The sequence below is a fragment of the Ancylobacter polymorphus genome (assembly GCF_022836935.1).
Taxonomy (GTDB): Bacteria; Pseudomonadota; Alphaproteobacteria; order Rhizobiales; family Xanthobacteraceae; genus Ancylobacter; species Ancylobacter polymorphus_A.
Genome location: NZ_CP083240.1, coordinates 118,186 through 132,829, shown reverse-complemented (window position 1 = coordinate 132,829; position 14,644 = coordinate 118,186). Strand labels below are relative to the sequence as shown.

Below are 14,644 nucleotides of genomic sequence, written 5' to 3'. Positions count from 1 at the left end.
ATGGCCCGCCGGCGCCGCGCGGACGCAACCCTCGACACCGAGCTCGCCGAGCTGCCGCCGGAGCTGCGCTGGCGGGAATGGGTCGCGCGGGTCGAGGCGGTGATCTTCGCCGCGCCAGGTCCTGTCGATCGGGAGCTGCTCGGCCGCGTCGTCGGATGGGGCTGCAGCATCGAGCTCGTCATCGAGGACATCCGGGACGCGTTGCGTGAGCGTCCCTACGAGCTGGTGTCTGTCGCCGGCGGCTGGCAGCTGCGCACCCGTGCGCGCCACGCCGAGGCGATCCACGCGGCGTTCGGCTCGGCGCCAGCGCCGGTTCCGCTCTCCGAGGCCGGCATGCTCGTGCTCGCCTGCATCGCCTACCATCAGCCGGTGACCCGGGGCGCCCTGAGCGAGATGATCGGCAAGGCGGTCAGCCGCGACACCATCGCCGAGCTGCGTGCGCGCGACTTCATCGTTGCCGGGCCCAGGAGCCCGCAGGCGGGCGCGCCCTACACTTATGTGACCACCCGGGCATTCCTCGTCCATTTTGGCCTCGACACGCTGCGCGACCTGCCCGACATCGAGGCGCTCGAGGACGCCGGGCTGCTCGAGGCCGCGCAATTGCATGCCGGCGGGTTTCCGTCGCCAGCGGCCGACGACGATGATCTCGGGCCCGAGGATGGGGAAGACGAGGAGGGGGGTTGAAGCCGCTATGAGAGCCCAGCCGTTTACCCGGCCGACGATTGTCGCCGCCAATGAGCTTCTGGCCGAGGCCATCAGGTCGCACACTCAGATCAACAAGATGGTGCTTCGCCTGGGCCTGGAAGCGGAGATCCCGGACGACACTTCGCTCGGCATCGAAAAGAAGTGCGATCGGCTTGGTCGAACCATCCTCGACCGCGCCTTGGTGCCGGTGGAAACCCTCGATGGGAGATTTTCGCTGGCCGAAGCCTTTGTCCGCGAGGCGGTGAGCCTCGCCGAGCAATCATCGTCGAGCATCCGCCAGAGGGACCTGCTCCGGGGCCTGGCGCGCGACGGGTACGTCGTGGTCTGGGGCGAATGGCGCGCGCCGCCCAAGCTGCGGGCCGCCTTGCCCGAGGAAGTTGATCTGCCGGCGGCCGACGACGAGGTCCGGGAATTGCTGAAGCGATTCGGGTTCACGGTGCCGCTGCGACACCTGGATCAGGCGATCGAGGCGCACACGCGGGGCGACTGGGAGGCGGCGAACGCGCAACTGCGGACGTTCCTCGAAGGGCTGTTCAACGACATCGCCCGCTCTATCGACCCGTCGAGAGCGGCCCGGCTGCAGGAGGGCATCAACATGCGGCAGATGCTGGCGGACAACTCCATCGAGTTCCTGGCGATCGACCGGAAGGAATGGACCGCCGATGGCAGGAGCTATATCGAAGGCCTCTTCAAGATGCTCCACACCGATGGATCGCACCCCGGCCTGTCCGACGAGGATCACTGCACGTTCCGGCTCCACGTCGTGCTGGTGACCGCGCGGACGTTCCTTCGACGCCTACAGCAGGGGCGGCTGTCCTCGCTCCCGCCTGGCTAAGCTTACGGCTGAGGCGCGCAGGTGACCGGCACGGTCGTCTCAAACGGCGTGCCCGCAATGGCGGACAGCACGTCTCTCCTCTGTGCAGCGGGACCGCACTGGATCTCGAGAAGCCGGATGCCGCAGAAATCGTTGTGTTGGCCAATCGGCAGCGGCCAGTATCGATTCTGGCCGTCAAATTCGGTCTCGTCTCGGCCTCCCGGGTATCGCTTTATGAGTAGCCGGACCTCATCTTCCCGATGAAGCGTCGACGGCAGATAGAAGGCGCCGATCTTCGACACCGTCCACGGTACAAAGGGTGGCTCACCCTCGGCTGCAAGCGTGCTGTTCAGTTCCATCAGAAGCGTGCCCGCGGGTGGTTCATACTGAATCTTCCGCAGTTCGGCGCGCGAGGGGTTCACCAAGAGCCTCAACCGCACTCTGGTGCCGCCCAGCGCAAAGGCGCGCCATAGTTCGAATTCGTCACCGCAACCCGGACATGTCAGCGAAATGTAGAAGAGGTCCTTGGACAAGGTCTTGAAATAGGGCTCACTCTCCGATGAATCGAGGTAACCTTTCAGCCGATGCTTGATGGCGAAGGGTTCGAGCTCACCCTGATCAATGCGCTTGTGGACCCAATGGAGGCGCAGGAGCCCGGTTTTTGCAATACCCTTCAGTGAATCGATGCTGGTGTAGTGAAAAAGTTCCGCTGGCTGTGGTGCGTGCGGAAACATGTGGTTGAGGATCGCGTCAGAAAGCACCTTGCTATGCGTAGGCTCTACGATCACTTCCGGTCGGAGGGTGAATTCGACGTCTTTGACCTGATCCCAAACACCGCAGGGCTCCAATACGGATTGGAAGATCCGCCGGACCTTTGCTTGTCGCTCTATCTCAAGGAAGATGGGTGGTTGGTTCATTGCGAGGGGAATCTCGTCTCAAGGGAGAAGGCTGGCCGCCCATGCGGATTGCAATTCGGCTTCCGAGCACTGCAGGCGTTCGAAGCCGGTCCGGCTCGGTTCCATGCGGGTCAAGACGCGCTGCTCCATCTCGTAGGCCTCGATGGAGGTCTTCCAGGGTTGGGTCAGGAAAATCGCCCATTGCTCGTTGAGCACCTCGACGGGGATGTGCTGGTTCACGGCGGCGAGACGTACCTTCACATCCTCGGCGTGGCCGATCTTGAAGATGTTCCTCTTGCCGAACCGCAAAGCGTAGGTCGCGGCGGCGTTCTGAGCGGAGCGTTGCACGCCGTACGTTGTGTCGTGGGGTCTCGGGCCGGTGGTCGGCCGAAGAAGCTCGTTCAGTTGTCGCATCCGCTGGAGCGAGGCAAGCTCGGGCAGCACGAGCGGCTCGGCAGCGAGGGCCAGGACGCGCCTTACATCATCCTCCTCAAGCTCCTCCACGCCCGGCGTCGCGAGCATGGTCAGCTGGGCGGACAGCGTGTCCGTCACCACCGGCTGCGGCACAAAGCGCCATGCCCGGGTCAGTGCGACCGCATGAGGAAATTTGTAGTTGCCGCGCTCGTCGAAGTCGCGGGGATCGAGGTCGGCGTGGGTGGCGATCTCGAGCGTGCGTAGCGGTTCGAAACCAATCTCCGCCATTCCCAGCAATCGCCCTTGGAGGGAGTCTGGTGTGCGCTCCGTCTTCGTGCCCACGAACAGCAGGCGGTCACCGCGTTCGGCAAGCCTGAGGAGACGGTTGAGGTGGCCTGCCGATCCGAAGGTCGCGATCGGCAGACGTTCAAATCCCAGGCCCCAGACGCGGGTTGCGAACATCCTCATGGCGCTGTCGAGCCCAGCTGATCGGGATGCGACACCGAGGGCGAGTTGAGGTGTCGTTCGAGCGTTTCGATGCTCGCCATCACCTCCTCGAAGGAGGGCGGTGTCCCGAAGATCATTGCGGACATGCGCGCATAGTCGGCTGCCAGCTTTGCGCGCATTTCCGGGGTGGGGACAAGACGATAGGTCCCCGGCACCGCCCGGTCGTACCGATGATCCGGCGCGCGAAACATCAGCATCTTGTGTTGGCGGGAGGCTTCGGCGAGGTCGAGCATCGAGGCGGTCGCGACGCCATAGTCTGGATGGGTCCAGATCTGATGGACGTCGTAATAGTGGCGCGAGTAGCGATCGAGATTGGGTTCCGGGCGGTCCGGCCTGGCGTCGAGACGGCGCTTCACGGTCATCTCGGTCATGGCGTGCAGGATCAGCACCTTTTCCCAAAAGGTCCGCTCGGGTTTGACCGTCATGATGCTTCCGACGGTGAGATCGCGGTCCTCGGGCATTTCCGAGGCGACATAGGGAACGATCGTTCGCGGCTCCGCGGGCACGGGATCGGGCCGCGCGCCGCCCTCGATGCGGACCGCCGCCTGGACGTAGTCGTCGCCGGCGTCGAAGGCGCTCCTGTAGCCGACCACCAGGATGTCGAGGGCCTCCCTGTTCCGGTAGGGATCGAAGCCGAAGCTGAGGGAAAAATGTCCCTTCTGCCCGGCCTCCCTTTCGACGACGGTGATCTCCTCGCTCAGCAGGGTTCTGAGCGGGCCGGAAATATACTGCCGCGCCGCTTCGTCGACCCGGTCGGTCAGTGCCTTCTGCTGCTGGGTCGGCGAGGGCAGGGCGGCGATGTCGGCTTCCAGCGGCACCTTCAGGTCGGCCTTGTAGATGCCGATGTCGATGTCTTCGGAGAAGCGGCGGATCAGTCCATAGGCCTTGCTGAGGCTGGTGCCACCCTTGAAATAGAGTCCGATGGGATCGTGTGGCCGGCGGTTGAACAGGAAGTCGAGCACCCAGCAGACATAGAGGTCCTTCTCGACGTTCTCCGCGCGGGTCTCGAGCCCGGCGGCGACGGTCGAAAAGAGGGCGCGGCGATCGTCGACGCTCGCGCGGAGGATTTCAATGAACGTCTCTTGCATGCTCCCCCTTCGGCCGCTCGGGATCGGGTTCATCAGCCCCGCCTTCCTGGCCAAGTAGCTTGCGCGCGATCGTCTCCGCCAGGGGGTACATCCATGCTGGCACCGCCTGGATGTTGTCGCGCAGGTCCTGCGCGACCTGCCCTCGGTTGGGGGCCTGCGACAGATGCCGCACGATGCCGTTGACGGCCGCATCGAGGCTCGATTTTTCGTCCCGATACCACGTCAGGGCCTGGACCACGCGCATGGCCGGCCGGCCGGCCCAGAATGCGGTCTTGGCCGAAATGCGCTTGAAGTCCAGCCTGTAAATGACCGGCTGCGCGGCCTTGGGATCGCCGGCGTTGGCCTCGATCTCGATCGTCCGCGGATAGGTGTCCGCATGGATCGTCGACCGGGCCGGAACGGCGGTGGTCAGGCCGAGATCGTTCGCCGCCGTCATGCCGTCGACCAGCACACGCAGCTTGTCGCGCCGGGCGATGGCGTCGATGAACGCGGCGCGCGGCGGAAACACCATCTTGCCGGTCAGCTTGCTGGTTGTGGGCTTGTCGTAGAGGCCACGGTGAGGGCGGCGGATGTCGCCCCGCCGGGTCAGCCTCTGCAGCGCTTTCTCCACGGCATTGGGCGTCCCGATATCGAGGAAGTCGGCGCGGGACCACACCCCGGCCGGTGCCGCCTTGGCGATCCGGTCATGGATGCGGTCGAGGGTATCGGACGTAGGATCCGGCATCAGGCATCCGTTTGTGTCCGAAAATTATATCCAGAAATTGGTCAGTGGCAATGACGGCGCGACCAAAAATTATATCCAAAAATTGGTCACTGCAGCGAAGAAGGGCGGGGTGCGACCTGGGCTCCGCCACCTGCTGCTGGCTGGCGCCTGGAGCGATTGGCCGATGCGCATGTGGGGGTCAGAACAAGAGCTGCTCAAAATCGTACGCTAAGGCCGAACGAATCATGAACATCATGCTACTCGCCGGACTGGGGCTTGCAAGCGAAGCGATCGGAAGCCTTCGGGCATCTGGTGCTCAGTATCCCAGGTGTAGATGCCGGTCAGGTTGATGTGTTCCCAACTGAGCGGCGAGACGTGCTTGAGCAGCGTGTCGGGAATGTTTCTGCCGTCTCGCTTCAGATGAGTGACAGCGCGGTCGAGATAGACGGTGTTCCAGTGCACGATGGCGCTGACGACAAGATTGAGGCCAGACGCGCGGAATGCTTGGCTCTCGAATGAACGGTCACGGATTTCGCCGCGCTCGTGGAAGAACACCGCGCGTTTGAGCTTATGCGCTGCCTCACCCTTGTTGAGGCCGGCTTGGCACCGTCGGCGCAAGGCTGGGCTCGAATACCATTCGATCATGAACAGCGAGCGCTCAATCCGGCCGAGTTCCCGCAGCGCCTTTGCCAGCTGGCTTTCCATCGGAGACGCCGAGAGCTTTTTGAGGATGGTCGAGGGGACGACGGAGCGCGTCGTGATCGAGGCTGCCAGATGGAGCAGATCGTCCCAACGATCGAGAATCAACGCGGTGTTAATCGGAGCCCCGATGTGGTTCGTCAGCGCCGGGTAGGCATCGCCCTTCTCGAATGTGTGGAACTTTCGATCTTTGAGATTGCGCAATCGAGGCGCGAAGCGTTTGCCGATCAGGGCGAACAGCCCGAAGACGTGATCGCTCGCGCCACCAGTGTCAGTAAAATGCTCCTGGATATCCAGGATCGTATCTTGGTCAAACAGGCCATCGAGCACATAGGCCGCTTCGCTTTCCGTGGGGCTGATCGGCAAAATGCTGAAATAGCCGTACTGGTCCGACAGGTGGCTGTAGAATTTCGATCCCGGCTCGCTGCCATAGTGCAGGTTGACGTCGCCGCGTTTTGCCGCTCGGTCGCTCACACGGAAGAACTGTCCGTCGGACGACGCGGTCGTTCCGTTGCCCCACAGACGGGAATGCGGGTGACCGGTATGGGCGTCGGTGATGCAGGCCTGAGCGGCGCGATAGGTTTCTGATCGGGCATGGAAGGTGCGCATCCAGCCAATCTGATGGGCGCTGATGCCCTTGGAGGCGCCGGCCATCCGCTTCGGACCAAGATTGGTTGCATCGGCCAAGATGCCGGCCAGCATGGCGGAGACATTCCGTGGGGCGTCACCCGTGCGGACATGTGTGAAGTGATCGGCAAAGCCCGTCCAATCATGCACTTCCCTAAGGAGATCAGGAACTTCGACAAGCGGATACATCTCGCTGATCTCTGCGTTCAGTTCTTCGGCTGCCGCAGGAACGTCGCCGACGGTCGGCGTCACGATCAGCGTTCCCGCTTCGAGACGAACACCCTTGAGCTTACCAGCGCGAGCGCGATAGGCCAGGCGCTTCAGATTGAAGTCCAGCACCTGCATTACTTCGTTCAGCCAAGCGGCGCCGTCACTGCCCACACCAAGGCCAAGCCGATCCTCTTCCTTCATCGCGGTGAACGTAGATCGCGGCATGAGGTGGTCGTCGATCGGGCGGAACGAGCGGCTGCCCTCCACCCAGATATCCGCCGAGCGAAGGCGCTCGCGCAATGCGGCGAGCGTGGCTATCTCATAGAGCCGACGATCGGGCTTCTGCTGCCCAAAGATCAGTTTCCGATCGGTTGGACTGAGATGGCTGGTCGGAACACGCTCGGGCAGTGTGCGCCGTCCCTCCGAATGAAGCCTTCGGAGCATCGCAATAGCTGTGAGCAGAGAATCGTGGCGGCGCGCTGAACGGAACGTAAAGGTTGCCAGGAACGCCGTCGCGTATTTGAGGACGCCACCATACTGCTCGGCCGCCAGGACCAGCGGGGATGCCTCGTTGTCCTCGACCATTGCTGCAAGCTCAGGCTTCATTCGAAGCAGCCGGTGCCAACCGACCTTTTGGTCAAGAACCTCAAGCGCGTCCTGACCCCGATCGTTGGCCGATTGCAGCGCTGTTATCGTATCGAGGAACATACGCAGGGCCTTGGAGGTGTCTGTCCGTTGGTCCATGTGCCGCCGTTTCTTGCGACTGTGCGCCTGGGAGAACAGCCGCCCGATCAGCTTGATGAACATCGTAACGGCATCATCGGTTAGCTTCTCGCCGAGCTTGATCACCTGCGCGACAATCAGGGCGTGGCGACGGCTGGCATTGAAGTCGTTGGCCAGCCACGCCGGTGTGGCATTGCCCTCACGGACCATTTGGTCCCACCGCCCGGATGCCACGCGCGCCCGCAAACCGGGATCGATCCCGAGCGTGCGCAGGAAGGCAATTCGTTCAGTCAGTCCTACCAGATTTGAAGCTGCGGGCGCTTCCGGCGCGGACCGCAACCAATGGAAGCGAGTCTGGCCGACCGCCGCATCAACCTCGAGCAGCTTGTCGAGAGCCAGCAGCTTCTCAGGTGTGAGACCGTCGATAAGCGCTGTCTCCGCGCGACGGCGAGCTATGGCGCGGGCCGCAAGCGCCATTCGCTCGATGATCTCCACCGCGGGCAACAGGGCTCCGCGTTCTCGCATCGTGGCGACAATGGCATTCACAATCGAAGCGCCGCTGTCGGACATCGTGGCCGCCTCAATTGCCGACAACAGCCCCGCGCGACGATCCTGAGCTGTCGCGCTTCTGACGCCGAGATAGATCATCAGGCGCGCAATGTGATCGCGGCGCGTCTCTTCCCGGCGGGCATAGATTGTAAACGCAGTGGGATCGGCGCCGATCTGGTCGGCCACATATTTCAGCATCGCACGCGGCGGAATTTCGCCTGCGGCCAGCACCCGGCCCGGATGTCGCATCACGCAAAGCTGAACAGCGAAGCCGAGCTTATTGTGCTCGCGCCTGCGAAGGTCAATTTCGAGGCGATCCGACGCGGACAATGAATAGTGTCGGATTAGACTGTCCTCATCAGCCGGAATATCGAAAAGCTCCCGACGATCCTGAGCTTTGAGAATCTTGCGCCTGGCCACTGCTCAACTCCGCACACACCAACTCCCGCTCAATGTTGCCGAGCTGACTGGATGTGGAAACAGCAGCTATCCTACTGCCACGGTTTTCCACTGGGATCAGACGGCGCGCCTGGAAATCGCGAGACACAAGAATCTCGGTTCACGCTTCGTTCGACCTTAGCGTACGATTCTGCACAGCTCTTGTTCTGATCCCAGTTCGCCGGCATAGTCATATCCGGGGCCGATCGGAGGGCCGGATATGGCGGCCGACGACGCGCAAGGACGTTCAGGCAATCTTGAAGGCGGCCGAAATCTACAATGAGGCCGGCTTGCACGAGAAGGGCGAGCGAAGCGGCCCGCTAGGATCGGTGGCGCTCGACGTGCTGCGGCTGTTCGTCAATCTCATAGACTTCCGCACCGGCCGGTTAGAGCCGTCAATCACCACGATCATGGATCGGCTAGGCCGGTCGCGCGATACGATCGTGCGGGCGCTGAAGAACCTGCGGGCGCATGGTTTCATCGACTGGCTGCGGCGCTACGAGCCGACCGGCAACGAGGGGCGCGGCCCACAGGTCCAGCAGACGAGCAACGCCTATCGCCTGTCCTTGCCGGAAAAGGCCCGTCAGTTTCTCGGCAGGTTCGGCAAGGCCCCGCCCCCGCCTGCTGATCATGGACAGGATCAGCAGGCATGGAGCGAGGCAATCGACGCCTACAAGACCACCCTGCCCCTCGATGAGCGGACGCAGCTCGACACCGGCGATAGCCCGCTCGGTAAGGCCCTCGTGATGCTGGCAAAGAGTGTGATGAAACGTGAGTCCGATAACCAGACTGAATCCCCATCTGATCTTTATCTAAGAGGGCAAACATAAGCGGTCGCCGCTGTTCGGGCTGCTTGCGCAGCCCTGCGGCGGTTCCGATCCGCGTATAAGGCGGATCGGGAGGCGGCACCCTCACAGCAAAACCGCCACGTTCGCGCCGGCGGCAACCGTCCTACGGGCTTTCGAGAGGGAGCGAGGGGCAAGGGCGGGGCTTAATATTTGCTGTATTGCCAGCAATAAGGCATTTAAGCAAAAATTCTTGCCGTCAATGCGGTTTGCTGCTATGCCAGCAATATGAAAACAATCGCCATAGTCAGCCAAAAAGGCGGGGCTGGAAAAACCACCCTCGCCTTGCACCTTGCTACGGCCGCCGAGGCGGCCGGGCTTCCCGCCGCTATCATCGACCTTGACCCCCAGGCAAGCGCCGCCGGATGGGGCGATAGCCGACAAGGTGAGGCCCCGGTTGTCGTCGCGCTTCCTCACACTCGTTTGCCGCAAGGCTTGCAGGCCGCGACCGATGGCGGGGCCGAGCTGGTCGTGATCGACACCGCGCCGCACTCGGAAGCGGCCGCAATGGCGGCAACGCGATCGTCCGACATGGTGTTGATCCCGTGCCGAGCCGGAATCCTCGATCTTCGCGCGATCGGAAGCACGGCCGAGCTGGTGAAACTCGCCCAAAAGCCGGCCTTTGTCGTTTTGAACGCCGTGCCGCCGCGTGCCACGCAGCTTCTGGCCGATGCGCGGGAAGCCGTTCAGGTTCACGGCTTGGAGGTTGCCCCCGTCGCCTTCCAGCAGCGGGCGGCTTTCGGACATGCGCTCACGGCCGGCAAAACCGCTCCGGAGTATGAGCCGGCCGGCAAAGCCAGCGAGGAAGTGTCCGAATTGCTGACCTGGCTTAGAGGCCAATTGCTGATTTGACGGCAAGCTGTATTGCCAGCAATAAGGCATAATGGTATTGCTGGCAAACTGGCAGTTTGATGGGATAAAACCATGTCGAAAAGACCGAGTTTAGCCGCGAGCATGAAGGCCGTGGGCGCGCAGACCACGCCGCCTGTTGCGCCTATCGCGGAATCCGCCCCCGCGCCGACCCCGGATCGTGCCGAGGGTAAGCGTTACCATGCCGCCACGCGGGCCGGAATGAAGCGGGTGACAGTCGTGGTCGAGCCGGAGGAACATCGCCGGGTTAAGCGGCTGTCAGCCGACACCGACCGCTCCATTGAAGACCTCATGCGCGAGGCGCTTGCTGACTTGCTGGCAAAACATAGTGCTTGATTGCCAGCAAAGCGGCGATGCGGTAAGGGCCTTGAAGTGTAACGCTATGTGTCATACATTCAGGGGCGAGGAAGTCGCGTGAGGGTTTTCAAAAACAGCCGGTTTCACAAGTTTGCCCGAAAGGAGAAAATCTCTGACGCGATGCTTTGTGAGGCTGTAGAGCGGGCTGAGCGCGGCCAGATCGACGCCGATCTAGGGGCCGGCCTTATCAAGCAACGAGTAGCGCGGCCCGGCGCTGGAAAGTCTGGCGGCTTCCGAACGCTGGTTTTCTTCCGCGCGGAGACGAGGGCGGTTTTCGCGTTCGGGTTTGCCAAGAGCGATATGGCGAACCTTGATGATGCGGAAGAAGCCTACTTGAAGAAGGCCGCAAAGCTGGTCTTGGGGTTTGCAGATGCGCAGATGGACGCGGAAGTTGCTGCGGGTCGAATGTTCGAGGTGAATTGCGATGAGCAAGACTTACAAGAGTGAAGCTCTGGCGGCCGTCCATGAGATGATGGAAGGCTTCTATGAGTCCGGCGCGATCGACAAGCAGACGATGCGCGAATTTGACGAGGGGTGTCTGACAACCGTTGAGCCGCTGACCCCCGAGGAAATCCGTTCTATTCGTGAGCGTGAGCGTATCTCGCAGCCTGTCTTTGCCCGCTATCTCAACGTGAGTAAGGGGCTGGTGTCAGATTGGGAACGTGGGGTGAAGAAGCCCGGCGGCCCGGCGCTGCGGCTGCTGACCGTTATTCAGAAAAGGGGCCTTGAGGCGATTGCCTGATTGCTGGCAAGTTGGCAAACAAGCAATTTGGCAAGTTGTCTGCCTGCATCCCGCCCCCGGCCGTCCCTACGGCCCTAGATGATGAGAGCGGGACGGCCGGGGGCTAGCGTCGCGGGTGTGGCCTGGTTGAGCGATGCCGGCGAGCAGCCGGCCCCGGCCCGGAGGGAACGCGCTCCCACATAGCGCCGAAGTGACCGGAGGGCCGCAAGAGAGAAGCCCCGGTGCGTCAGCGCCGGGACCGCTTTTCCCATCTGGCCGGCTCGGGCAGGGGGGCTTCGCGCTTTTCGCGCAGTAGGGCTTTCATTTCTTCCATCGAAATACCCGGTCGGGAATCATCGGCCGCCACCTGTATGCGGCGCTTGAGTAGTTCCCGGCGCAGATCGGCATGGGGTGCCAGCTCCTTATGCTCGCCCAGGATCACGAACACGGCTTCGGACGGATCAAGGAACGTGTCCTGTTCGATCAGATCGAGCAGCCACAGGGCCAGCGACGGCGGCAGATAGGCTTCAAACCGCAAGCCGCCCTTGGCGGCCTGGTCACGGAGCTGCTTGGCCTGTTCAACGGCATGGGCCTTGTCGGCGGGATCGGGCCATTCGGGCGCATCGGTGTCGGTCATGGTTTCATCCTTTATGCTTGGTCGAACAGCCCCCGGAATTCTGCATCGGCGTAATAGGCGAGCTTGCCGGCGACGATCGGCCGTTGCCCGGCGAGGAACAGCAATTCGACATGCTGCGGCAGGTTGCGGACCTCATCGGGGGTCAGCAGCGGCCGGGCCGTGTGTTGCTCGCCATAGGAGAGGCCGGATTTTTCGGAATCGAGCGCCCGGCTCATGGTCTGGAACACCACGGTTTCCTGCCCGAGCAGATCGGAGACGAGGCGGGCGCTGTCGTGATCGTTGACACCGAACACCTGTAGGACGCCGGCGTTTGACAGGAAGGTTCCGGCGCGTTGCCCGTAGGTGGCGCGGAGCTGGTGAACGTCTTGCAGGATCGGCCAGAGCTGGACGCCATAGCCGGCCATGAGGCCCATTGCGCGCTCGACGGGGGCGAGGTGGCCGAGGGCGGCGAACTCATCCAGCAGGTAGAGGACCGGCACGGCCGGCTTGGCGGGGTCGCGCGCCATGTCGGTCAGGCTTTGCGCGACGAGCAGACGCAGCCAGCGGGAATAGGTGGCGAGGCGATCGGGCGGCAGGACGAGGAACACCGAGGCGTTGCGGCGCTTGAGATTGGCAAAGCGGAAATCGGATCGGCCGAGGACCGCGACCATGCGGGGGCTGTCGAGGAAATGGGTATGGCGCTGCGCGGCCGAGAGGACGCCGGCCGCTTCCCGGTCGGATTTGCCGAGGTGGCGGTTTGCGGCGCGGGCGATCAGGCCGCCGGCGGCCGTTGACGCCTGCATGTCCTTCAGGAGCGCCGCGAAGGCTTCAGGGGCGAGGGTGAGAGCTTCGCGCAGGGTAGCGAGGTTTCGCCTGTCGCGCGGCTCGCTGGCGGCAATATGGAGGATCAGGCCGGCAATGAGCGCCTTGGCTTCCTCGTTCCAATGCGCCTCGCCGGCCATGCCCGGTTCATCGAACACGAGGGCGTCGGCCAAGGTGCTTGCATCTTCCGCGACATCGAGGCCGGCCGGGTCGAGCTGGTCGAGAGGATTGAAGGCGGCCGAGGGCTGGCCGGTGACGCCGAAGGGGTCGAGGACGTGGACCGGGCCGAAGGTCTGGCGGGCGTGGCCGGCGATCTTGGCATTTTCGCCCTTGGGGTCGATGCAGATCACGGAGCGGTCGGCCGTGAGCAGGTTAGGGATGATGGTTCCCACCCCTTTGCCGGTGCGCGTCGGGGCCATCGTCAGCAGGTGGGCCGGGCCGTCATAGCGCAGGAGCTTTCCCGTTTTGCCGTCGCGGCCGATCAGCAGGCCGGAATCGGCGCGGGCAAGGGCGGCGGTTTCCTTGTCGGTGGCGAAGCGGGCCGAGCCGTGGGTTTCGCCGTCCATATCCCCGAAATGGATAATCAGCGGATTGGTGACGAGCCGGAAGGTGATCGCGGCCAGCACCAGCAGCGTGACGAGATCGAGCGCGATGAAGGGAACCGAGCCGGGGCCGAAGCCCATTTGTTCGAGGAAGAACCGGCCGCCGAAGCCGACCACGAACAGGGTTATGATGAGGATGAACAGAAGCCCGAGAAGCGGTTTCCAGATGCGGAAGGGCAGGGCGAGCAGGGATAGGAACGCCCATAGCGGATCACGCGCAGCCTGCCGCATCATGTTCTTGAACGCGGCCCAGGCTAACGTCGCCTGATTCATGAGGCGGCCCCCCCGGCGCTGTCTGTTGTCTCCCTGGCCGGCGCGTTGGCGATCAGATCGGCAAAGAGTTCCTTATCGCCAGGGCGCGTCAGGAAGTCGGGCAGCTCGCGCTTGAGCCATTCGCGGAGGCGTCGGGAAAATTCCTCATCCTTGCCGCTTTCGAGGCGATGCAGAACGAGCGCGCCGAGCAGCACCTTGCGGCGGGTATCGTTGGCGCGCTCCTGTTTGCCGAGCCGAGCCGGGCCTTGAGCGTGGCGCGCTGCGCATCCAGCTCGGCCAACCGCTGTTCGATCGTCTTGCGCGCCATGTGTCGTTTCCTTCTATCTAGCGGGGCGAGGGGTTGGCCCGCCCTTGAGGCGAACCATGATAATTTTCGGATTTTCGCCAATGCGCTCGACCTCGACAATGCCCGACGCCTCGACCAGATCGGAGAGGCGGGGAAAGCCATAGTTACGGGCGTCGAAATCCGGCGATTGTTTCGCCAGGTGCGCGCCGACGCGGGCCAGATTAGCGCGGCCGTCTTCGTCGGCCGAGGCGGTGACAGCTTTCGCCAGCATGTCGAGGGCAGCGCGATCGAGTGCCGCTTTCGCCGGTGCAGGCTTGGCGGCGGCCGCTTTAGGCGCGGTGACGGCTTCCGCTTCCTTCTGTTCCCCGGCCGTGTTGAGCACGTCGAAATAGACGAACTTGTCGCAAGCGGTGATGAAGGGGCGGGGCGTCTTGCGCTCCCCGAACCCATAGACGATGACGCCTTGCTCACGGATGCGCGCGGCCAGGCGGGCAAAGTCGCTATCACTTGAGACGATGCAGAAACCGGAGAAGCGGCCGGTATAGAGCAAGTCCATCGCGTCGATAATCATCGCGCCGTCCGTTGCGTTCTTCCCGGTCGTATAGGCGAATTGCTGGACCGGCTGAATCGAGTGTTCCAGCAGGCACTCTTTCCAGCCGTTGAGGTTCGGCTTGGTCCAATCGCCATAGATGCGCTTGACGCTGGCGGTGCCATAGTTGGCGATCTCAGCCAGCAGCCCGGTTATGATTTTCGGGGTGGCATTATCGCCGTCGATCAGCAACGCAAGTGTTCCGGCGCTGTCTATTGCCATCGGTCTGCACTCCCATTTGAGCCGAAGTCTATCCGATGCAAGCAGCGTCACCAAACACGATTATGCGC

General features: G+C 63.0%; 15 protein-coding genes and 1 pseudogene. 7 read left to right on the top strand and 9 right to left on the bottom strand.

Translation table 11 applies throughout. The features are described 5' to 3' along the window. Both scpB and K9D25_RS21620 read left to right on the top strand, forming a co-directional pair. Complete coding sequence (gene scpB / locus K9D25_RS21625; RefSeq protein ID WP_203196859.1) at positions 1-684, top strand: SMC-Scp complex subunit ScpB; 684 nt, start codon at positions 1-3, stop codon at positions 682-684. Between the two features lie 7 nt (positions 685-691). Continuing rightward, on the top strand, positions 692-1,540 hold the full coding sequence (locus K9D25_RS21620) for a hypothetical protein (RefSeq protein ID WP_203196858.1): 849 nt from the start codon (positions 692-694) through the stop codon (positions 1,538-1,540). A gap of 2 nt (positions 1,541-1,542) precedes the next feature. On the opposite strand, the gene K9D25_RS21615 is transcribed toward K9D25_RS21620, so the two are convergent. From K9D25_RS21615 to K9D25_RS21595, 5 genes are all read right to left on the bottom strand, one after another. Then, complete coding sequence (locus K9D25_RS21615; protein WP_203196857.1) at positions 1,543-2,436, bottom strand: hypothetical protein; 894 nt, start codon at positions 2,434-2,436, stop codon at positions 1,543-1,545. Positions 2,437-2,454: 18 nt separating this feature from the next. Then, positions 2,455-3,297, bottom strand: a complete 843-nt coding sequence (locus K9D25_RS21610; protein ID WP_203196856.1) for a hypothetical protein — start codon at positions 3,295-3,297, stop codon at positions 2,455-2,457. Continuing rightward, the gene (locus K9D25_RS21605; RefSeq protein WP_203196855.1) at positions 3,294-4,424 is read right to left on the bottom strand and encodes a nucleotidyl transferase AbiEii/AbiGii toxin family protein; all 1,131 of its coding nucleotides are present in this window, start codon (positions 4,422-4,424) and stop codon (positions 3,294-3,296) included. The genes K9D25_RS21610 and K9D25_RS21605 overlap by 4 nt, the downstream gene beginning before the upstream one ends. Beyond that, positions 4,405-5,148, bottom strand: coding sequence for a DUF6088 family protein (locus K9D25_RS21600; protein ID WP_203196854.1), 744 nt, complete (start codon positions 5,146-5,148; stop codon positions 4,405-4,407). Before K9D25_RS21600 ends, K9D25_RS21605 begins: the two co-directional genes overlap by 20 nt. A gap of 231 nt (positions 5,149-5,379) precedes the next feature. After that, positions 5,380-8,355 (bottom strand): Tn3 family transposase, encoded by a 2,976-nt coding sequence (locus K9D25_RS21595; RefSeq protein ID WP_203196853.1) that lies wholly within the window; start codon positions 8,353-8,355, stop codon positions 5,380-5,382. 131 nt (positions 8,356-8,486) lie between these two features. Between K9D25_RS21595 and K9D25_RS21590 the strand changes: the two genes are divergently transcribed. From K9D25_RS21590 to K9D25_RS21570, 5 genes are all read left to right on the top strand, one after another. After that, positions 8,487-9,203, top strand: a complete 717-nt coding sequence (locus K9D25_RS21590) for a helix-turn-helix domain-containing protein (protein ID WP_231711629.1) — start codon at positions 8,487-8,489, stop codon at positions 9,201-9,203. Positions 9,204-9,446: 243 nt separating this feature from the next. Continuing rightward, positions 9,447-10,070 (top strand): AAA family ATPase, encoded by a 624-nt coding sequence (locus tag K9D25_RS21585; RefSeq protein WP_030092365.1) that lies wholly within the window; start codon positions 9,447-9,449, stop codon positions 10,068-10,070. 72 nt (positions 10,071-10,142) lie between these two features. Further along, positions 10,143-10,424 carry a ribbon-helix-helix domain-containing protein gene (locus K9D25_RS21580; RefSeq protein WP_037506114.1) on the top strand — a complete coding sequence of 94 codons (282 nt, stop codon included), beginning with the start codon at positions 10,143-10,145 and terminating at the stop codon, positions 10,422-10,424. 78 nt (positions 10,425-10,502) lie between these two features. After that, positions 10,503-10,892 (top strand): type II toxin-antitoxin system RelE/ParE family toxin, encoded by a 390-nt coding sequence (locus K9D25_RS21575; protein WP_019200205.1) that lies wholly within the window; start codon positions 10,503-10,505, stop codon positions 10,890-10,892. Beyond that, positions 10,870-11,187, top strand: a complete 318-nt coding sequence (locus K9D25_RS21570) for a helix-turn-helix domain-containing protein (RefSeq protein WP_024899700.1) — start codon at positions 10,870-10,872, stop codon at positions 11,185-11,187. Before K9D25_RS21575 ends, K9D25_RS21570 begins: the two co-directional genes overlap by 23 nt. Before the next feature lie 226 nt (positions 11,188-11,413). On the opposite strand, the gene K9D25_RS21565 is transcribed toward K9D25_RS21570, so the two are convergent. From K9D25_RS21565 to K9D25_RS21550, 4 genes and pseudogenes are all read right to left on the bottom strand, one after another. Beyond that, a complete protein-coding gene (locus K9D25_RS21565) occupies positions 11,414-11,803 on the bottom strand; it encodes a hypothetical protein (RefSeq protein ID WP_030092366.1) in 390 nt (129 codons plus the stop codon). 11 nt (positions 11,804-11,814) lie between these two features. Then, positions 11,815-13,479: a type IV secretory system conjugative DNA transfer family protein gene (locus K9D25_RS21560; protein WP_030092367.1), complete on the bottom strand. Its 1,665-nt coding sequence runs from the start codon at positions 13,477-13,479 to the stop codon at positions 11,815-11,817. Further along, positions 13,476-13,786: pseudogene (locus tag K9D25_RS21555) on the bottom strand (mobilization protein). The gene K9D25_RS21560 and the pseudogene K9D25_RS21555 overlap by 4 nt, the downstream one beginning before the upstream one ends. A 13-nt stretch (positions 13,787-13,799) precedes the next feature. Next, the gene (locus K9D25_RS21550; protein WP_030092369.1) at positions 13,800-14,576 is read right to left on the bottom strand and encodes an NYN domain-containing protein; all 777 of its coding nucleotides are present in this window, start codon (positions 14,574-14,576) and stop codon (positions 13,800-13,802) included. Between the last annotated feature and the right edge of the window lie 68 nt (positions 14,577-14,644).